The following is a 20,984-nucleotide window of genomic DNA, read 5'->3' on the forward strand; positions in this document are numbered from 1 at the left end:
AAACAAGCTACTCACAACTATATAAAATTTTAGTTAAAAAGTTTGTCGGAATTCATCGTAAAAATAACTTTGATTCATTCGATTAAGGTCGTTATTAATCTAGCGTGCATTGACGTAATTTTGCTGATAAAAATCTTTCAAAAGTCCTGAGATTTCTACGGAATTCTTGTCTTTAATTAATTTCAATAAGTGTAAATAATAATTCTGATCTGGTGTTAATTCATGCGATGCTTGAACAAAATTATTGATTAAATGCCATACTTTGAGCAACAATTGATTTTTAACTTTTTCAAAAAAATAATTGAAAACATAAGTATGCAAGTGTTCTTCCTCATGCATCAATATTTCTTGTTCCAAGATGTCAATTTCATTATCTGTTATAACTTCTTGAACCTTTATCAAACATTGATGTTCTAACATTTCCATAACTTCTAAAAGTTCATTCTTCGTGGTAGATTCCCTTAATACAAATGTGGCTAACAATTCTACAGTTTGATATGGTCGGTATGTTTTTAAGAAGGTCCCTTCACCATGTTTCGTTTCTATTAATCCTAGTAATTCAATGGCTCTAAGTGCTTCCCTTACAGATGAGCGAGCTGCATTCAATTGTTCAGATAATTCTCTTTCAGAAGGTAATTTGTCACCTTCTGAAAGTTGATGTTTTTCAATATAGAAACGTATTTGTTCCAAAACCTCTTGATAAACTTTAATTTTTGATGAATTAGTCATCTTAGCACCTCAAGAGTATTCTTAGGAATTGTCAATAGAGGTTAATTCCTTTGTACGTTTTTTCACCTGTTCAGGATCCACTTGAATTCTAGCTACACCTGACTCCATTGCAGCACGAGCGACTTCACTGGCTACAGCTGGAGCGACACGTGGATCGAAAGGATTTGGAATTACATAATCCTCAGATAGCTGATCACCTACTAAATCTGCAATAGCTTTTGCAGCGGCAACCTTCATTCGCTCATTAATTCTGGTAGCACGAACATCTAAAGCCCCTCTAAAAATTCCCGGGAAAGCCAAAACGTTATTAACCTGGTTAGGAAAGTCTGAACGACCTGTCCCGATTACTTTGGCTCCTGCAGCTTTTGCGTCGTTAGGCATAATTTCTGGGTCTGGGTTAGCCATAGCAAAAATAATAGGATCTTGATTCATGCTTTCTACCATTTCTTTCGTTAAAGCACCGCCAACAGATACACCAATAAACACATCTGTATCTTTAATGACTTCTTCTAAAGGCCCTTCAACCTTATCTTTATTTGTGAGTCGTGCGACTTCGTCCTTCACTGGATTCATTCCATATGAGCGTCCTTCAAAAATCGCTCCTTTGGAATCACACATGATAATATCGCGTACACCAAAATTATATAAAAGTTTTATAATTGCAATTCCAGCAGCACCCGCACCATTGGCAACAACTTTAATTTCTGAGAATGACTTGCCGTTTAGACGTAATGCATTAATTAGACCAGCAGCTGTAACAATGGCTGTACCATGCTGATCATCGTGAAAAATAGGAATATTCGTCTCTTTCTTCAAGCGGTCTTCAATTTGAAAGCAGTTAGGAGCTGCGATATCTTCCAAGTTAACACCACCAAATGTAGGTTCCATTAATTTGACGGTATTGACAATTTCGTCGACATCATTTGTATTTAGTGCAATAGGGAAAGAATCTACCCCTGCAAACCCTTTAAAAAGTGCAGCTTTTCCTTCCATAACTGGCAAAGCTGCTTCTGGACCAATATTTCCTAGTCCTAATACAGCTGAACCATCAGTTACAACTGCAACCATGTTGCCTTTCATTGTAAAATCATATACAGCATCTTTATTGTCATATATCGCTTTACAAGGCTCCGCGACTCCCGGTGAGTACGCTAAGCTTAGATCTTTTTCGTTACGAATAGGAATCTTTGAATGAGTAGCTAATTTCCCTTGATTGACTTTGTGCAAGTGTAGTGCTTCTTCTTTTAGATTCGTCACGAGAACCTCTCCTTTGTAAACTGAGACTTATTTCGGAGTGGTCAGACCACTCTTATGTAGCTTAATTCATTATAACAAAACACCTACAAGTGTAAAGCATTTCAATTAGTTAAATGTACGTTTAATTTTTACATTCTCTTCATTAAAAATATGGTTCAGTTCCGATATAACGTTCTCATCTTCTGGCAAATCATACTGCTCAGAAAGTTGATAGGTTCTATTTCTGATGGAATCATAAATCACTACTGGTGTATTCCCTTCATATTGTTTGCTAATGTCATAAATTTTGTTTAAATAAGCCTGCTCATTTCCTTCTCCTATTCTTATAAAGATTTGAGCATCACTAGTCTTTGGTAATTGGTCTATTTCAAATGGATGAATTTCATTTAAAATAATTTGTGTTTTTCCATTCCGTTCATCAACCTTACCCTTAATTTGGATGAACAGGTCCTCTTCTAACCAGCGATGGACTTCTCGATGTAATTTTGGAAACATAACTGAATCAATTTCTTCTGTTTCATCTCTGATTGTTAAAAAAGCCATTTGTTCCCCACGTTTAGTTCTGATGTGATGTATGGAACTAATGCTAGCAATTAAGAATACATACGATCCTTTTCGTGCAATTGACTCTTTGATGGTTAGCATTCCTTTTCTTTTTAAGGCGCGACGAATATATGAAAGAGGATGCGGACTAATAATAAAGCCTAATACTTCTTTTTCCATATTCAGCTGTTTAATAACTGGAAACGGGTCTACATCTGGATATTCAATATCCATATCAAACAGCTCATTAGACCAATTAAGCTGATCATCCATATCTGAAAATAAGTCACCTTGCTCAATTGCCGGCATGACAGCAGATAAAAGTTGGGCACGATGACGTCTAGTTTCATCAAATGCTCCAGCAAGAATTAATGTTTCAATAACTGACTGGTTAATCGTTTTTAAATTAACACGCTTGCAAAAATCAAATAAATCTTTATATGGTTTATCTTTTCTCGCAAATATTATTTCATCATAGGCTTGCTTTCCAACATTCTTAATAGCTAAAAAACCAAAACGAATTTGCTTAGGAGCTTCTACTGTAAACTTTCCAAAACTTCGATTAATTGATGGTGGCAATAATTTAATACCTTGTTGTCTGGCTTCATTGATATACTTTTCCAGCTTGTCATGATCGTGCATCACAGAGGAAAGAAGCTCAGCATAAAAATATTCTGGATAATTCGCTTTAAAGTATGCTGTTTGATAAGAAATAATGGAATAAGCAACCGCATGACTTTTATTAAATCCGTAATTAGCAAACCGCTCAATCCAATTAAATAATTCAATAGCTGTTGCCTGTTCATAACCTTGTTCTTGACTTCCATTAATAAAGTCCTCTTTCATTTGTTGGATCGCTTGAGCATCTTTTTTACTTATTGCGCGACGTAATAAGTCAGCTTGTCCAAGCGAAAAACCTGCAAACTGATTAACCGCCTGCATGATTTGTTCCTGATAGACTAATACACCATAAGTGCTTTTTAGAATGTTCTCTAGATCTTGATGAATATAAGTAATAGGTTCCTTTCCATGTTTACGTTTAGCAAAAGTCTCTATAAACTGCATCGGACCTGGCCTGAATAAAGCATTTACAGCTACAATATCTTCAAGTTGATTAGGTTTTATGGCTTTTAACGCTTTTTTCATACCATCAGACTCTAGCTGGAAAACCCCTGTCGTAAAACCTTTTCTAAGCAATTCAAAAGTTTTTAAATCATTGAATGGTAATTTATTTAGGTTAATCGATTTACCTTCATTTTCTTCCACTTGTTTAATCATTCGTTCAAGTAACGTTAAATTTCTTAACCCGAGAAGGTCCATCTTTAATAGACCTACCGCTTCAAGCTGTTGCATTGGATACTGTGTCAGCATAACCAAATCTTGCCCCTGAACAACTGGTACATAATCAGACATCGGTTGATCACTAATTACGATGCCAGCAGCATGAGTAGAATAATGACGGGGTAACCCTTCGATTATTAGTGCTGCTTGAAACATTTCTCTTAAACTAGATGACTGCTTTATATATTCCTTTAATTCATTATTATTGTTTATTAAATCTTTTAGTGAAGAGGCTTGATGTGACAGCTGCTTCAAAATAAACGTTAATTGATCTTTCTCGATTTGAAAGACTTTACTTAACTCCCTAACCGTTGATCGTGCTTGAAAAGTTCCAAATGTCATAATTTGAGCGACGTGCTCAGAACCATATCGACGAGCAACATAATTAATTACTTCATCTCTTCTGTAATCCGAAAAATCAATGTCAATATCTGGCATACCCATTCGCTCAGGGTTTAAAAATCGCTCAAATAACAAATCGTACTTTAGGGGGTCAACCTCAATAATACCTAATAAATAAGCTACAATTGAACCAGCCGCAGACCCTCTACCAGGCCCTATTAAGATATTTTCACGTTTCGCATAATCTACAATATCTTTTACAATTAGAAAGTAATCCGAAAAATTCATTGATTCTATCACATTCAGTTCATGATTAAGACGTTTCATTGCAGCATCCTGCTCAGTTTTATACAAACGTGAAATTTGAACTACACATATTTCTCGTAAATGTTCGGCAGAAGACAGTCCTTTTGTATCTGGAAAGCTCGGCAATCCAAACCATTGATCAGGCAATTCGATATCACATTGCTCAGCAATAACATTTGTTAACTGCTTAGATTGTTCCCATTTATGATCCAATTTCTCATTCAGTTCATCTTCCGTTAAGAGGTGAATACCTTTAGGCACTTCGCGTCTTATCGACACTAATGAACTTGATTGATCTATCGCATATAAGGATTCATATCCTATACGGTCTTTTTCTCTGAGGTAACGGACGTCATTCATAAGTATCGCTTTTGAATATATGTTTTCACGACTCTCAATCCAATTCGTCACGAGTTCTTTTCTAGAAGTAATTGGTTCAACACTCACATACCACGTGTTAAGAGATTGATTAAGTAAACTAACAATTTCACTTATCTTCGATTGATCATCTAGATAAATTAACTCTTCAACATACGTATTATAAAAAGATACAATCGGTATGATTCCTTCACATTCTTCAATATGTTTTAGAGTAATTTGTACACTATGTAATTTTCTTAAATTTGATAGGTGAACCAAAGATTGATAGCCTTTGGCGTTTTTAGCATATATATATAAAGTCACAGGACGTTGGTCATTTCCAATGTAAAGATCGATAGACATACCTATTAAAGGTTTTAAGCGTACTTTACGACAAGCTTGGTAAAATTCATAAGCCCCATGCAACACTTCGTGATCAGCTATTGAGCAGGCTGAAAACCCTAATTCTTTTGCCTTTTGAACATAAGAATTAATTTTTATTGTACTTCTTAAAAATGAAAAACTACTTTTGACTTGCAAATGAACAAATGACACGCTCATCACACCTTCTTATTCAATCCTAATATAATTATAGCGAACCTATGTCAAACTTGAAATGTATTACATATAATAATTTATCTTCTCATATTGTTATATAAAGACAAGCAATGTGAGAAGGTTGGTTAATATGGAAGAACGATTTTTTGCTGCATTAATAACCTGTTTCTTTATATCTTTTGGAGTCATCATTGGCGGTTCCTTATTTGGAAGTATGAGTGCTTACTTAACCGGACAGCCTCCTATTTCAGAGATGATGGTAACAGCAAAGCAGCTTAGAATTTGGGCTATTGTTGCAGCCATTGGTGGAACATTCGATGCTATCTCAACCTTTGAAAGAGGAATCCTTGATGGATCTACACTTGATTTGTTTAAACAAATCATGTTGATTATTTCTGCCATGGGAGGAGTCAAAGCAGGTATTCTCATCATTACATGGGTAACGCAAGGGGAGATATAAAGATGCATATTCCACCGTATTACAAAAAGCCTTCATGGCAGGCTTTCTTCATTGGCGTATTAGTAGGTGTAGTCATTGGATATTTATTTTTCCTTTATTTATACGGAGAACACACTGAACGATGGATCGAAGAGAATTTAACACTAGAAAAAGAGTTAAAAGAGGTAAATAAAGAGTATGAACTTTTGAAAAAAGATACAGATCAATTGTCTGAAGAAAACCAAAAAAAATTAACGATTCAAGATGTTGAAGTAAAATTATTAAACGCTAAACAATTAAAACTTGACCGCTTTACTACGCTACATCTCACAGACTTAATTGAAGACGAGATCGGAACAGTTATGGGTCAAAATATTGAATCTGTTCATGGCCAACGAGAGTTACTAAAACGAACCCTTGAGAATAAAATATTTAAGGTCAATAACATCACATATAACGTTGAAATTGTAGAATTAACCATTTACACGACGCTATATGTTTCTGTAAATATTAAAATCCAATCAAGTTAATAGTTATGTCGTTTTTTTGAAAGTTATGTCAGAAATGCTATAAAAATTCATTTTTAGGTTAAAATTATAGTGAGAGAATAAAAATTTTGAGGTGAGTAATATGTTTGTCTTAAATAAACGGGAAATGGCAGATGAGAAATTAAATCACTTAATTGATGGCTATTCCGTATATGCTGAAACAGAAGAACTCATCCGACTAATGAATCGTAGAATTGAATCTCATGAATTAGACATTACAATCGACGATACTGATCAAGGTTGTTGGTTTATTCCAAACAATTAAGTTAGCCCATTTATTGGGCTAACTTTTTAATATTTAAGGCTTAATTATTATATTCATGGCAAACTTTATCGAGGTCTTCAACTAATTTTTCGGCTTCTTCCCATGATTGAACCTTAGCACCTGAAGCCATAGGATGTCCGCCACCATTGTAATCCGCGGCTACTCCATTAATGATTGGCCCTTTAGATCGTAAACGAACTCTTATAACATCATCTTCTTCAACGAAAAACACCCATGCAAGTATGTCCTCAATATCTCCAGCTATGCCTACAAAAGAATGTGTTTCTTCTGATGAAATATCATATTCTTCTAACATTTGTTTGTCAATTTTAAATACTGCTACTCCACTTTTACGTGGCTCTAAGTCAGTTAAAAGTTGTCCTTTAAACTTTGCAATTTTCAACGGCACCTGGTACATATTTTCATAAAGTTCAGTACGGTCAAAGTTATACTTCGATAAGTCGCTAGCCGCTTCAAACGTCTTTCCAGTTGTACTTGGGAAAAGGAAGCGACCAGTATCTCCTACTATTCCTGCATAGAGTAAGCGTGCACTTTCATCATTTAACTGAAACCCTTCATTTTTTCCTTCTGTAAATAATTCAAAGATCATTTCACTTGTTGATGATGAATCTGTATCAACCCACATGATATCACCATAAGGTTCACGATTAGGGTGGTGGTCTATTTTTACGACTTTATCACCCGTTTTATAACGCTGGTCACATATACGCTCTTCATTTGCTGTATCACAAACGATGACTAATGCTTCTTTAAACTGATCATCACTAATCTCATCCAACCTGGTCAAATAATTTAATGATGGTTCCTCTTCACCTGCTAATAAGACTGTCTTATTTGGAAAAGACGTTTTAATCATTTCTGCTAACCCAGCCTGAGAACCATAAGCATCAGGGTCAGGGCGTACATGTCGGTGTATGATAATTTTTTCATAAGACTTAATTAACTCTATAATTTCAGTTTTCATCAATTCGTCAACCTTTCATAACATTTACTACTAGAAATTTAAGACAACACTCGATACAATAAATTAAGACTGATCTCGTTAATAAGGAGGGTATATATGCCTTTATTTATAACTTTAATTGTCGTAACGTTTGTCTTATATATATTTTTCAAAGTACAAATTTTAAGATCTAAAGACACACTTTACATGCATTTCACTAATGCTAAAGCGCGAATGGCCTTAGGGGGCTTCCTCTCAATATTTGGAATGAACCAATATTACTATTACCAAACTCAGCTGGCCCTATTTATTTGCATCGCATTCCTTGTACTAGGTATTGCTCAAATAGTTTATGGTTACAAGCTATTCAAACATTATCGTGGTGAAATGATTAGACTTAGCGATTAATAAATTGAGTCATGACCATCGCTTTTCCAGCTAATTCATCATTTGATAAAATTTGCACATCCACTTTAGCAAATTTACGTCCAAGCTCTAATACTTGCGGAACGATAGTTAGATAACTTCCGATTTGAACAGGCTTCATGTAGTAGATCGATAAATTTTCAATCACCATGTCGCCTGTTTTTTGTTGTTTTAAAACTTGATTACATACTTCTGTGACGAAGGAAGCAAATACTCCATAAGATAAAGATCCTAGTTGGTTAGTCATTTGAGGCGTCACTTCTGTTGTAAAAAATGACATGTCAGCGTCGTAATGAAGTTGCTTTTGAACAATATCATCAATGGTTTCACCGATTTGTGGCTGCCTTTGATTACTTTGCAAGCCTTTAATTACATCTTGTCTGGTTATAACACCTTGAAAGATATTCTGATCGTCCACTACGGGTAATAATTCAATCCCCTGCCACACCATTGTATGAGCTGCACTTGCTAATGATGTGGTCGATTGGACCGTAATAGGATTTTTGGTCATGACCTTTTCAATCTTCTGCTGATCTGGTTTACCTATAATGTCTTTAGATGAAACGATGCCGATAATTCGTCTATCTTGATCAATCACAGGGTAACGACTATGCTTTGTTTCATCATTGTATTGATACCATTTTTGAATAGTATCCCCTTCTCTAAGCACATATGTATCTTCAAAAGGTGTATAGATATCATCAACTATGATGATTTCTTTTTTAATTAATTGATCGTAAATGGCTCGGTTAATCATTGCTGCAACTGTGAATGTATCATACGTACAAGATATAACAGGAAGTTCGTATTCATCAGCTAATTGCTTAACATGATCAGTTGTATCAAAACCCCCAGTAATCAGAATCGCAGCACCTGCATTAAGGGCTTTTTCCTGCGCTTTAACTCTGTTACCAACTATGAGCAATGATCCCTTATCTGTATAACGCATCATTGCCTCTAATTTCATAGCGCCAATAACAAACTTGTTTAAGGTTTTATGTAAGCCTCGGCGACCACCCAGAACCTGCCCATCTACTATGTTAACAACTTCTGCAAATGTGAGCTTTTCAATATTTTCTTTTTTCTTCTTTTCAATACGAATCGTTCCCACTCGTTCAATTGTACTGACATAACCAATATTTTCAGCCTCTTTAATTGCTCTGTAAGCCGTACCTTCACTGACATTCATATCTTTAGCAATCGTTCGGACTGAAATCTTTGAACCGATGGGTAACTCTTCAATATGATTTAGTATTTGTTCATGTTTAGTAGCCATGAATTTCTCACCATTTCTTTTAAGATAATAGCTCTGTTAAAGTTCGTTGTTGATATTGTGATTCGCTTTCGGTGGACGCTTTCCGCGGGAACGGCCTCAACTTCCCAAAACTCACTCGCGTTCGTTTTGCGTGATTTTCGGCTCGCGCTATCCCCGCAGGAGTCGCCACCTTCGCTCATCACAATCCAACAACTCAATCTATGCTGAAAAATCAACACTAAACTTTAACCTAACCTAGATAATAATTCCATTATACCGGTACCCGTTATATTAATAAAGTGCCAGCTTGGATAACCGCTGGCACTACTTTGATTTATAAGATTATGTCTTCTCCAGGTTTCATCACTAACCCAATCCCGGCTTTTAAGCTGTCACTAAATGCCTGAGGATCCTGTTTAATAACTGGGAAAGTATCATAGTGAATCGGTACAACCTTCTTCGCCTTAATCCATTCTGAAGCCAATTTAGCATCATCTGGCCCCATTGTGAAATTATCACCAATTGGAACAAAGGCTAAATCAATATCATTTAAATCTCCAATTAGCTTCATATCAGAGAATAAACCTGTATCACCCATATGATAGATGGTTTTACCATCAATCGTTAATAAAATCCCAGCCGGCATCCCAGTATAAACAATGGTTCCATCTTCTTCATTATAGCTTGAACCGTGAAAGGCTTGTGTTAATTTAACACGTCCAAAATCAAATTCATGCGCCCCACCAATATGCATAGGGTGAGCATTTAAACCATTGTTACCTAAGTAAGTTGCTAATTCAAAAGGCGCAACTACTAACGCATCATTTTTCTTAGCGATATCAAACGTATCACCCACGTGATCATTATGTCCATGAGTTAATAAAATAACATCTGCTTTTACTTCATCTGCATTTAAATCACACAATTCATTACCACTAATGAACGGGTCAATAATAATGTTTGTGCCTTCATGTTCAACTTGTACAACTGAATGACCATGATACGATACTTTCACACTAACAACCTCCAACATTAAATTTTCTATAATAAATTAATTCTCTACAGTTCATTTATTTCCCTTGTTTCGATATGATAACACATAGAACATAAAAATATTTTTTCGAGGTGATCTAATGAACGGAAGAATTAATCAACTAATTTCTACACTTGAAACTAACAATATGGATAGCGTTTTTATGACGTCTAAAGAGAACGTATTTTATTTTACAAACCTTTATGCCGAAGCACATGAAAGACTTATCGGGGCTTATTTTGATCAAAAAGGTAATGAAGTATTAATTGTTCCTGCTTTAGAGGAAGAAGATGTTAAAAACGCTGGTTGGCAAGGCCAAACAATTACATATTTTGACCATGAAAATCCATGGGATAAATTATCATCTACGATTAATGACCTTGGACAACCTCAAACAATGGCAATAGAAAAAGAAGACATGAACGTCGTTAGATATGAAATTTTAAAAGAAAGTTTTCCAAAAACAACTATTTTAGATGGACAAAGTTTATTAAATGAACTAAGACTTATTAAAGATCATTCCGAAATGGGAATTATAAAGGAAGCAGCACAATTTGCCGATTTTGGTATTGAAACAGCATTAAAACACATTCAAGAAGGAAAAACAGAACTAGAAATCATTGCTGAAATTGAATACGCATTGAAAAAAGAAGGCATCCGTCACATGTCATTTGGTACAACTGTCTTAGCCGGAAAAAAATCAGCAGCGCCTCATGGTACTCCAGACTTAACACCTATTAAAAGTGGTGATTTCGTTTTAATGGACCTAGGGGTAGTTCATAAAGGATACTGTTCTGACATTACGAGAACTGTCGTACTTGGCAAAGCTTCAGATAAGCAAAAGGAAATTTACCAAACCGTTTTAAACGCTGAGAAAAAAGCTATTGAAGCGAGTCAAGTTGGAACTCGACTTGGTGACATTGATAAAACTGCAAGACAAGTCATTGAAGAAGCAGGCTATGGAGAATATTTTCCACACCGAATTGGACATGGGCTGGGTATAAACGTTCATGAGTATCCATCATTAGCTTCTAATAATGATTCAAAACTACAAGAAGGTATGGCATTTACAATCGAACCTGGCATTTATGTACCCGAGGTTGGCGGTGTGCGAATTGAAGACGATATATTCATCACGAGTGAAGGACCTACGACATTGACTGAGTTTATGAAAGAACTGATTGAACTTTAAATTGTACTTATTTCTGTGAGCGCTCATTTTCCCGTGAGCGCTCGATTATTTCCGTGAGTGCAACAATAATTCCAGTGAGTGCAACAATAATTCCAGTGAGTGCAACAATAATTCCAGTGAGTGCAACAATAATTCCAGTGAGTGCAACAATAATTCCAGTGAGTGCAACAATAATTCCAGTGAGTGCAACAAAACCCCTCCCGCTTCACGCGACGGAGGGGTTTTTCGTTAGATAGTTGGCTTTTTTCTACGGCTTTTATTTCTCATTTTTTGTATAAATGGAAAGATAATTGGACCGTATTTGATTAATTTCCTAATTAATCTCATTTATAAAAACTCCTTCAATTCGTTTGTTTATACTTTTCCACAATTGAAGGAATTTAAAACTTACAATAATTCACTTAAGTCTTTAAACTCTAATCCATGTGCATCAGCAACAGCTTGATAAGTAACATAGCCATCCAGTGTATTGATACCTTTTAGTAAATGATGGTTGTCTTTAACCGCTTGTTTGTAACCTTTATTTGCCAGCTGCAAAGCATAAGGAACTGTTACATTAGTTAATCCGATGGTTGATGTTCTCGGAACAGCGCCAGGCATGTTCGCAACAGCATAATGAAGCACACCATGCTTTTCATAAGTTGGGTTATCATGCGTTGTGATATGATCAACAGTCTCTACAATACCACCTTGGTCAATCGCAACGTCCACAATAACCGAACCAGGTGTCATGTTTTTAACCATCTCTTCTGTAACTAATTTTGGTGCTTTAGCCCCTGGAATTAAAACAGCACCCACAAGTAAGTCTGATTTAGCCACTGCCTCAGCAATATTTAATTCATTAGACATAACCGTGTTGATTTGATTGCCGAAAATATCGTCCAATTCACGTAAACGTTCTGGGCTTAAATCAATAATCGTTACATCAGCACCTAAACCAATGGCAATTTTAGCTGCATTTGTACCAACGACCCCTCCACCAATTACAGTAACTCTACCACGTTGAACACCTGGAATACCACTTAATAATATTCCTTTTCCTCCACGTGATTTTTCTAAGAATTGAGCACCAATTTGGCTTGCCATACGACCAGCAACTTCACTCATTGGTGTTAATAGAGGTAATGATCTATTATCCAGTTGAACTGTTTCATAAGCAATACCTACTACTTTATTATCAATAAGAGCTTTAGTTAATTCAGGCTCTGCAGCAAGATGTAAATAAGTAAATAAAATGAGACCCTTATAAAAATACTCATATTCTTCTTTAAGCGGCTCTTTTACTTTCATAACCATTTCTTGTTTCCAAGCATCTTGAGCTGTTTGTACAATTGTAGCACCTGCATCTTGATACTGCTTGTCCGTGAAGTTCGACCCTTCACCAGCATTTGTTTCTACAAATACATCATGACCTGCATTTACTAATGCTATTACACCAGCAGGAGTAAGTGCTACTCGATTTTCATTATTTTTAATTTCCTTAGGTACCCCGATTCTCATCAGCATGACCTCCTAGTAAGAATTAATATATGTAAAACTGCTATAACCGCTACTACTATATCACTATTTACTCAAAAATTGTATAGTTTTAGCAAGGTAAAATGAACGAAAAATTTATCATCAATTACAAATAACGATGGATAACATCCATACCGCCCGTTATTTCAACGACTGAACCAGTAATCATATCTGAATCATCATGACATAAATAACCGACAGTTCGAGCAATATCTTCACCAGTTCCAGGTCGTCCGATTGGGGTTTCATTGTCAGTCAACTGACGACTCTCTGAGATAGTTTTCTCTTTCATTTCATCAGTTACTTTACCTGGAGCTACCATGTTAGCTGTGATTTTTGATCCCGCTTCTTCTAAAGCGATTGTTTTCATTAATGAAGCGACGCCAACTTTAGCGGCGGCAAATGCAGAACGGTAAATCCATCCCGAACTATGGTTAACTCCTTGAAAACCAAGGAATATAATTCTTCCAAATTGTTGCTCTCGCATAGCTGGCACACATGATTTGGACAAATGAAAAGCTGCATCTAAGTTACCACGGATCATCTCATTCCATTCGTCTTCACTATAATCAAGTAATTTTTTTCTTTCAAAAATATAAGGTCCTGCATTACATATCAGGCAATCTAATCTTCCAAACTTTCGGATAACCCTCTGAACAACTTGGTCTATTTGTGAATGATTTAATACATCTAACTCTTCAATGTCTAAGTATTTACCAAGTTCTTTATATGATGCCTGCAAAGATAATGCTTGTTCTCGGTCTGAGCGGTAAGTGGCCGTGACACTATAGCCGCGCTCTAAAAAATATTCCGTCATTTTACGGCCAAGGCCTTTAGTCCCAGCAGTAATCAAGACATGGCGCATCGCAATCCTCCATTCCTAGTTCATCTAATACCTATCTTACCATTGATTAATTATTAATTGAATTGCCTCGGTTTTATCAGATTATAATTATAATAACAAGAGTGATATAATAATTAAAAGGAGGTCTAATTTATGGCATTTGAATATCATGATATTGTCATTGCTGTTGATGGTTCTAAAGCATCTGACTTCGCGTTTCAAAAAGCTATTGATATTGCAAAGCGAAATCATGCTAAATTAATTATTTCACACGTAGTAGATACTCGAGTATATTCCACCATAGAAGCTTATGACAGAAGTGTATCAGATCGAGTTCAAAATGATGCTCTTGAGTTATTAAAAAGCTATGAAGAACGTGCTTCAAAAGCAGGTGTTTCTAACGTTGTCATTGATATTGAACACGGTTCACCAAAAGTAAAAATCGCAAAGGAAGTTGCTCCAAGGCACGGAGCCGACCTCATTATCTGTGGTGCAACTGGAATGAACGCCGTAGAGCGATTTTTTATCGGTAGCGTATCTGAACATATTACGAGATATGCTAAAGTCGATGTACTTGTTGTTAGACCTGAAGAAAATAAATAAGTTGAATACTACTCGAGGAGATATTAATCTCCTCTTTATTTTTCAATTAAATGTCTGTACTGATAATACCTCTTAGCAAAATTAGTGACTTCTTTCGATAATTTGTAATTTGATAAAGCCCCAATCCCCACGCTAATTAATGGCACACCCTGCACCAGCTTTTTTCTGAACATAACAATCGCTAATGTTTTGAATACTTGATTAAGTGGTTGCTCGATCCAGGTCTCGTCAGTTAATAAATCTTCACTTTCCATAATAGTGGTTAATGATGAAGTCTCTTCTTTCAACTGGTGCCAAGCATCATATTGGAACCTTTTTGGTAAAATGCCGCCATGTAACACTTTCAAAGCAACGACCATTTCTATTGGATTATTCATATCGTAACCAAAACTACTTCCAATTAATTGTACACTTCTTAGGTTCATCGTTAGCATTAAAGGGAAATCAGCGCTTAATAACAACCAACCTCCAGTTCCTGTTATACCACCTTGAGTTAAAGAATATATACGGCTTCTGGATAACTGCTGATTAGCCAAATAAGTTAGTTGTTCAATGGATAAGTTTTGAAGGTCTGTAATTGTCTCAATATCTTCATCAAAAGATCTTGCTGTTTGTAGGATTCTTTCTTTAGCTGTAATCTGAGAGCTAGTTCCTTGAAGAAATGCGTAAGTATACAAAAACCACTGATCCATCATACTGAAAAATTTCTGTTGATAATTCGGTGGTATTTTAGAAAATGAATTTTGAACCCACATTTCATACATTCTTTCAAAATCATTTGTATTATATTGTTGTAATTCTTCTTCCCACTTATTGATTGATCGTTTAACACGTTCCTCTCCCATTGATATCCTCCTCAAAGATATTGATAAACCAGCCCTCAAGTGAGGACTGGTGTGATTAACGATCGTTGTTAAACCAACTATTCATTTGTTGTAAGACACTTTCCATTGCTTCTGCATCTTTAAACGACGGGAGCTCTGCTAATAATACCTTCTTAGGGTCTTTTGTGTCTTTCCCCTTTTTCTGAAGGATAAAAATACTTTTTTGCATTTTTTCATTTTTAAACATCGTTTCAGGCAGCTGCAAGAGACCCACAATATGTGCGTGCTCTTTCAAGAATGACTGAAGTTGATCCTTTTGATCACTTTCAAATAAAAAGCTTGGTACAACGAAGAACAAATAACCGCCATCATTAGTATATTTAAGACTTTGTTCAATAAATAGATGGTGAGCATAGGAATATCCTTCTTCAGCCTTTAATTCGTAGCCAAATGCTGTATGATCATCTGGATAATAACCTACTGGCAAATCAGATACAACCACATCAACCGAATCTAATAATATTGGTTTTAAGCTATCTTGATGAAAGTATTCAATTTTTTTTTCTTGTAAATTGGTATTACTATAAGCTAAACGAATAAGGGTTGGATCTACTTCACTTCCATATGCTTTAATCGAAGAATCCTTTTCTTGTTGATTTATAACAGCTAAAAGTAAATTAGCTGTTCCGCAGGCCGGGTCAAAAAGAGAAAATCCTTTTTTCTCCCCAATAAAGCGTTGAACTAAATATCCAATAAACATCCCTACTGTGTCTGGCGTAATATAGTGATGTTGTTGTGTCGTTCCTTTCATACCTTTTAAAATGGCTAACTGCAAGGATTTCCTTCTTACTTCTAATGGGTAGTCATTATATTGAGTCTTATTTAACTGATTATTAAGCTTCTGCTCATAATCCTCTTCTAAGTCTTCAGGTAAGTCTCTGTAAAACAGTAACTCACTTGCCGCAATTAATGCATCTAAATATGGAACCTCTTCTTGTTTAGCTATGATATCCGTTGTCTCATCTATCCATGTAAATAATTCTTCGATTTGTTTTTCCAACCAAAGTCCCTCCGATTTCTAAAGCGTAAAAGTACGTCATTAGCAATATTAATCTAAATATATTTTAGCAAATTTAAAGGGACTTTGACAGACAAAACAATTTATTCAGGGGTATTGGTCTGATTGGATTGACGCGAGTTATTATTTTGGTTATTACCTCTTGAATCCTTGGAACGTTGTTGAAACATACCTTGCATTTTTTCGACAGCTTGCGGAGCAAAGTCAATTAACTTTTCAATGATATGTGTACCTTCATCTAAATGAACCATTTTAACTTCGTTAGCTCGCACAACTAAAAATCCAATAGGGTTGATGGACACACCGCCACCAGTCCCTCCACCAAACGGGTGAGAAGAGCTTCCAGATTGTTGGTCATCCTGATTCTCTTTACCCTGCCCACCACCTTTAAACTCACTCCCACCAGCAGCAAACCCAAATCCAACTTTAGAAACTGGAAGAATGACCGTAGACTTGTCAGGTGTTTCGATTGGTTCACCAATAATGGTATTAACATCAATCATATCTTTTAAATTTTCCATTGCAGTAACCATCATGTCATGTATTGGATGTTCACTCATTTTGTACCCACCTTTTTAATTTGTCCATACTTTTTTACAATACTGTATAATTCACGCATAATTTTACCGATTTGAAATGAGAATATACATTTAAACTCTGTTTGATAAGTTAACCTTGAGTAATGAGGTTGGATGGTATAGGTTGGAATTGTTTCATTATGCAATACTTCCGTTAATACTGAACTGCAAATACCTTTAACTGAATATAAACAACCAGTTATGATGGCTGTATGATGAGCAGACTTTAAACCTACTAGAGTGTCCCATTTGAAATATTTAAGTTTTACAGAATACATAGCTTTTTTAAAATGTGGGATGACATCTCTAGTAGTATGTATAACTTCATCAACCACAGTCCACTGCTTCTTGAAATCATCGATATTAAACGATTTGTTATTCTCTTTCTCTTTGTTCATAAATTGATCTTGTTCAACAACAGCTAAAGACAAAGTATCTGTATTAATTTCCATAACAGGAATTGTACGTTTAATTTTTATAAACTTCAGCATCTTAATTTTGATAAAAAGATCTTTTCGATGATCAGCATAAGTAAAAAATATCTCCACCGTTACTTTTGACAAAATCAAGATTAGAAATAAAAGCAACAGCGCAACAACAACACCAATAAGAATTCCTATAAACCAAACCAATCCCAACACCTCTTAGACATAGGATGTATAAACATTGGAAAAATATTCATATCCACATAAAAACTCCGTGCGATTAGTTCACACGGAGTTACATTTATTTCTGTTCGAAAACAATTTCTTCATTCACAATAGTTTGCTTAACTTTTATTTCTTTTAGCTCATTTTTATTAATCTCAAAAGGATTTTTATTTAAGATAACAAAGTCAGCATAATAACCTGGTTTGATCTGTCCCTGTATATGCTCTTTTCCAATTATTTTTGCCGGATTAACTGTATAAAGTTGGATCGCATCAAATACAGACAAGCTTTCACTTTCGTTATGTGTTTGACCATCATACGAGGAAATTCGATTGACTGCTGCATCAATACTTACCATTGGATCAACGACTTCAATTGGCGCATCAGAACCACCTCCACATAAGATGTCTTCTTTAAGATAAGTATTCCAAGGATAAGACTCTTTCGCTCGCTTTTCCCCTACACGATCAATCACCCATGGGAAATCTGACGCAACGAATAAAGGCTGGATATCCAGGATTAAAGGCAGTTCTTTTATCCTTTTAATTAAATCTGGTCTCATGATTTGTGCATGAATTATACGGTCTTTCATTCCTTTAGGCGGCGGATACTTTTCAATCAATCGCACGATATCCTCCGCAGCCTGATCACCAATTGCATGGGCTGCGATTGGCATATTATATTGGCGCGCTTTCTTGACTAGAGCTTCAAGGCCCTCATCTGTATGAATGGAAACTCCATTAGTCGTGGGGTCATCTTCATAAGGTTCTGATAAGAGAGCTGTACGTCCTCCTAACGCCCCATCAACAAACAATTTCATAGCGCCAAACTCTAACCAATCATCTTGTTTTCCGGGGTCATGCCCTGCACTATGCAAATCATCTACTACTAAATGGTGTACTAATAGATGTGCACGAAATTTTTGTCTACCTGGAATGATTTGCTTAAATGCATCATAAGTTTGTTCAAAGCTCCCATAGTAGCTTAAATCTTCACTATGACCAGAAACTATACCTTGTGACAGTAAATCTTTAACAGACGTTTCAACTGCTTTCTTTAAAAAACTAAGGTCAGGAGTCGGCATATAGTTTTTAATAAGTTCTTGTGCTTGATCATGAAAAACACCTGTCAATTCACCTTCATGGTTTCTTTCAATTACTCCACCAGGTACATCCTCTGTTTGTTCATTTAAACCTGCAAGTTCAATGGCCCTTGTGTTTGCAACTAGCGCATGTCGACAAACTCGAGTTAAAACAACAGGCTTTCCCCCTGAAATTTCATCTAATTCATGACGGTGAATTAACACAGGATTATCCCAATTATTTTCATTAAAGCCTTCACCAATTAACCATTGATGGTCCTTAATGTTGTTTGCCGCCTTTTTAACCTTTTGAATAACTTCTTTTCTAGAAAAAACTTCAGATAAATCTAAGCGCAACAACTTTTCACCATGTCCAATAATATGTAAATGACTATCTATAAAGCCAGGCAATAAAGTCCCTTTAAAAGTAATCTCCTCGTCAATTTGTTCGCTATATTTATTCTTTAGTTCGTCTAATTTTCCTATATCAAGAATTGTTCCGTTCTCGGTAAATATCGCTTCAACTGTTTCATTTTCTTTAGTCATTGTATAAACCATTCCACCGTACCACAACTTACCCAATTCAAATTCCCCCTCATTCACGTTAAAACTCTTGTAGTTGACCTTATACTACTATCATTTTATATCCACATTCAACTTTAAACTCTTAAAATTCGTTAAAAACTTTAACACGGTAAAAAGAACTTTGAAAGCACCAAAAAAAGGGCAGCTTTTACACTGCCCTTATCACTACATAATTTTTTTTTTATTGCCCATGCATTTGTGATTGTGCTTGTTGTACTAGACGTTTAGTGATTTCTCCTCCTACAGAACCATTAGAACGGGATGTAGAATCAGGGCCAAGTTGTACACCAAACTCTTGAGCAATTTCAGTTTTCATCTGGTTTAAAGCAGCTTCAACACCAGGAACTACTAATTGGTTTGAGTTGTTTTGGTTTGCCACGGCTAATCACCTCCTCGTTAACTATTGTTAGCAACGAGAAAGTTATAATACTATGCAAAACATGGAAGGTTTTTAGCTTTATAATAAGTCGTCAAAGTCGTCTTCTTCATCAGATTGTTTTGCACTAAACGTGACTGTTTCAATACTTGATAAGGCTTTTTCAATATCTTTAGAGAAATCAATAGGTTTTTCAAACTCGTTAACCTTCTCACGTTTAGGTCGAGTTTTTGGAGATTTAGGTACGAATATAGTACAGCAATCCTCATAAGGTCGGATTGAAATCTCATATGCTTCAATTTCTTTAGAAATATCAATAATATCAATTTTATCCATTGCAACTAATGGTCGAATTATTGGATAATTCGTCACTTCGTTGATTGTGTGCATGCTTTCCATCGTTTGACTGGCTACTTGCCCTAAACTTTCACCTGTTGTAATAGATAAAATATCATTCTGTTTAGCAACCATTTCACTAATTCTTAACATCAAGCGACGCATAATCGTCATACCATAATTCTCAGGTGCTTCTTGGAAGATTTTTTGTTGAATTTCTGTAAATGGTACTAAGTGTAACTTCACATCTCCACCATATTTAGTTAAAACACGTGCTAAATCTTCTACTTTTTGTTTAGCTCGATCGCTTGTAAAAGGAGGTGAATGGAAGTGAATGGCTTCGATTTCCACACCACGATTCATTGTTAAATAACCAGCAACGGGACTATCAATCCCGCCGGATAACAACAGTAATGTTTTCCCAGTTGAGCCGACCGGTAATCCACCTTTTCCTTGTATTTTCTTAGCGGTAATGTATGTGGCATCATGACGAATCTCAACTCTTAATTCAACATCAGGATTATGAACATTAACTGACCAATCATCTGTGTTTCGAAGTAAATGTCCCCCAAGAATCTGATTCATTTCTTGAGAACGCACTGGAAAGTTTTTGTTTGGACGTTTTGTAGTCATTTTAAAGGTATTGCCATTCTCAAGCATTAAAGCTTGTAAAGCAGCGTCTTTTATTTTTTCTTCATCATTTTCAACCTTCATCGCTAAACTAAATGATTGAATTCCAAAAATATCTTTACATTCTTTTAAAATAGGTTCATGTTCTTCTCCATTCAAAAGAATGTACATGTGATCTCTTTTAGCTTGCACTTTAATATTTGTATAGGCAGATAATTTCTTCTCCACATTGCGCTTTAATATTTGGATAAATGTTTTTTTATTTTTACCTTTTAGTGCTAATTCACCATAGCGCACCAATATATGATCATATTTCATAGTTA

General features: G+C 35.6%; 21 protein-coding genes. 6 read left to right on the forward strand and 15 right to left on the reverse strand.

All coding sequences use genetic code 11. The features are described 5' to 3' along the window. Nucleotides 1–99: 99 nt before the first annotated feature. The 3 genes from E3U55_RS01165 to dnaE form a co-directional block, all read right to left on the reverse strand. Entirely contained in the window at nucleotides 100–729 is a 630-nt protein-coding gene (locus E3U55_RS01165) for a FadR/GntR family transcriptional regulator (protein WP_134338491.1), read from the reverse strand. 21 nt (nucleotides 730–750) lie between these two features. Further along, nucleotides 751–1,986, reverse strand: coding sequence for an NAD(P)-dependent malic enzyme (locus tag E3U55_RS01170; protein ID WP_134338492.1), 1,236 nt, complete (start codon nucleotides 1,984–1,986; stop codon nucleotides 751–753). 105 nt (nucleotides 1,987–2,091) lie between these two features. Beyond that, a complete protein-coding gene (gene dnaE, locus E3U55_RS01175; RefSeq protein WP_194840782.1) occupies nucleotides 2,092–5,433 on the reverse strand; it encodes a DNA polymerase III subunit alpha in 3,342 nt (1,113 codons plus the stop codon). A gap of 133 nt (nucleotides 5,434–5,566) precedes the next feature. Between dnaE and E3U55_RS01180 the strand changes: the two genes are divergently transcribed. From E3U55_RS01180 to E3U55_RS01190, 3 genes are all read left to right on the forward strand, one after another. Continuing rightward, nucleotides 5,567–5,896, forward strand: a complete 330-nt coding sequence (locus E3U55_RS01180; RefSeq protein ID WP_134338494.1) for a YtrH family sporulation protein — start codon at nucleotides 5,567–5,569, stop codon at nucleotides 5,894–5,896. A 2-nt stretch (nucleotides 5,897–5,898) separates the two neighbouring features. Continuing rightward, nucleotides 5,899–6,405, forward strand: a complete 507-nt coding sequence (gene ytrI, locus E3U55_RS01185) for a sporulation membrane protein YtrI (RefSeq protein WP_134338495.1) — start codon at nucleotides 5,899–5,901, stop codon at nucleotides 6,403–6,405. Between the two features lie 100 nt (nucleotides 6,406–6,505). Then, nucleotides 6,506–6,688, forward strand: coding sequence for a hypothetical protein (locus E3U55_RS01190; protein ID WP_134338496.1), 183 nt, complete (start codon nucleotides 6,506–6,508; stop codon nucleotides 6,686–6,688). Between the two features lie 40 nt (nucleotides 6,689–6,728). Here E3U55_RS01190 and E3U55_RS01195 read toward each other — a convergent pair whose 3' ends face one another. Further along, entirely contained in the window at nucleotides 6,729–7,673 is a 945-nt protein-coding gene (locus E3U55_RS01195) for a DHH family phosphoesterase (RefSeq protein WP_134338497.1), read from the reverse strand. Between the two features lie 96 nt (nucleotides 7,674–7,769). On the opposite strand from E3U55_RS01195, the gene E3U55_RS01200 reads away from it, so the two are divergent. Beyond that, on the forward strand, nucleotides 7,770–8,060 hold the full coding sequence (locus E3U55_RS01200) for a YtpI family protein (protein ID WP_134338498.1): 291 nt from the start codon (nucleotides 7,770–7,772) through the stop codon (nucleotides 8,058–8,060). Here E3U55_RS01200 and E3U55_RS01205 read toward each other — a convergent pair. Next, nucleotides 8,050–9,354: a DRTGG domain-containing protein gene (locus E3U55_RS01205; RefSeq protein ID WP_134338499.1), complete on the reverse strand. Its 1,305-nt coding sequence runs from the start codon at nucleotides 9,352–9,354 to the stop codon at nucleotides 8,050–8,052. The genes E3U55_RS01200 and E3U55_RS01205 overlap by 11 nt on opposite strands. 313 nt (nucleotides 9,355–9,667) lie before the next feature. Next, the gene (locus tag E3U55_RS01210) at nucleotides 9,668–10,348 is read right to left on the reverse strand and encodes a metal-dependent hydrolase (RefSeq protein WP_134338500.1); all 681 of its coding nucleotides are present in this window, start codon (nucleotides 10,346–10,348) and stop codon (nucleotides 9,668–9,670) included. 118 nt (nucleotides 10,349–10,466) lie between these two features. Between E3U55_RS01210 and E3U55_RS01215 the strand changes: the two genes are divergently transcribed. Next, a complete protein-coding gene (locus E3U55_RS01215) occupies nucleotides 10,467–11,558 on the forward strand; it encodes a M24 family metallopeptidase (protein ID WP_134338501.1) in 1,092 nt (363 codons plus the stop codon). A 387-nt stretch (nucleotides 11,559–11,945) separates the two neighbouring features. On the opposite strand, the gene ald is transcribed toward E3U55_RS01215, so the two are convergent. Both ald and E3U55_RS01225 read right to left on the reverse strand, forming a co-directional pair. Further along, nucleotides 11,946–13,058: an alanine dehydrogenase gene (gene ald / locus E3U55_RS01220; protein ID WP_134338502.1), complete on the reverse strand. Its 1,113-nt coding sequence runs from the start codon at nucleotides 13,056–13,058 to the stop codon at nucleotides 11,946–11,948. A 124-nt stretch (nucleotides 13,059–13,182) separates the two neighbouring features. After that, nucleotides 13,183–13,941, reverse strand: a complete 759-nt coding sequence (locus E3U55_RS01225; protein ID WP_134338503.1) for an SDR family oxidoreductase — start codon at nucleotides 13,939–13,941, stop codon at nucleotides 13,183–13,185. A gap of 132 nt (nucleotides 13,942–14,073) precedes the next feature. On the opposite strand from E3U55_RS01225, the gene E3U55_RS01230 reads away from it, so the two are divergent. Further along, on the forward strand, nucleotides 14,074–14,523 hold the full coding sequence (locus E3U55_RS01230; protein WP_134338504.1) for a universal stress protein: 450 nt from the start codon (nucleotides 14,074–14,076) through the stop codon (nucleotides 14,521–14,523). A gap of 35 nt (nucleotides 14,524–14,558) precedes the next feature. Here E3U55_RS01230 and E3U55_RS01235 read toward each other — a convergent pair whose 3' ends face one another. The 7 genes from E3U55_RS01235 to thiI form a co-directional block, all read right to left on the reverse strand. Further along, complete coding sequence (locus E3U55_RS01235; RefSeq protein WP_134338505.1) at nucleotides 14,559–15,368, reverse strand: EcsC family protein; 810 nt, start codon at nucleotides 15,366–15,368, stop codon at nucleotides 14,559–14,561. Between the two features lie 55 nt (nucleotides 15,369–15,423). Continuing rightward, on the reverse strand, nucleotides 15,424–16,407 hold the full coding sequence (locus tag E3U55_RS01240) for a class I SAM-dependent methyltransferase (RefSeq protein ID WP_134338506.1): 984 nt from the start codon (nucleotides 16,405–16,407) through the stop codon (nucleotides 15,424–15,426). A gap of 101 nt (nucleotides 16,408–16,508) precedes the next feature. Beyond that, a complete protein-coding gene (ytfJ, locus tag E3U55_RS01245) occupies nucleotides 16,509–16,985 on the reverse strand; it encodes a GerW family sporulation protein (RefSeq protein WP_134338507.1) in 477 nt (158 codons plus the stop codon). Continuing rightward, nucleotides 16,982–17,635 (reverse strand): hypothetical protein, encoded by a 654-nt coding sequence (locus E3U55_RS01250; protein ID WP_134338508.1) that lies wholly within the window; start codon nucleotides 17,633–17,635, stop codon nucleotides 16,982–16,984. Before E3U55_RS01250 ends, ytfJ begins: the two co-directional genes overlap by 4 nt. Nucleotides 17,636–17,729: 94 nt before the next feature. Further along, entirely contained in the window at nucleotides 17,730–19,316 is a 1,587-nt protein-coding gene (locus E3U55_RS01255) for an amidohydrolase (RefSeq protein ID WP_134338509.1), read from the reverse strand. Between the two features lie 184 nt (nucleotides 19,317–19,500). Continuing rightward, entirely contained in the window at nucleotides 19,501–19,698 is a 198-nt protein-coding gene (locus E3U55_RS01260; protein WP_134338510.1) for an alpha/beta-type small acid-soluble spore protein, read from the reverse strand. Between the two features lie 78 nt (nucleotides 19,699–19,776). Further along, nucleotides 19,777–20,979 (reverse strand): tRNA uracil 4-sulfurtransferase ThiI, encoded by a 1,203-nt coding sequence (gene thiI / locus E3U55_RS01265; RefSeq protein ID WP_134338511.1) that lies wholly within the window; start codon nucleotides 20,977–20,979, stop codon nucleotides 19,777–19,779. Nucleotides 20,980–20,984: the final 5 nt, after the last annotated feature.

Origin of the sequence: Filobacillus milosensis, from assembly GCF_004402015.1 — a bacterium.
GTDB lineage: Bacteria > Bacillota > Bacilli > Bacillales > Alkalibacillaceae > Filobacillus > Filobacillus milosensis.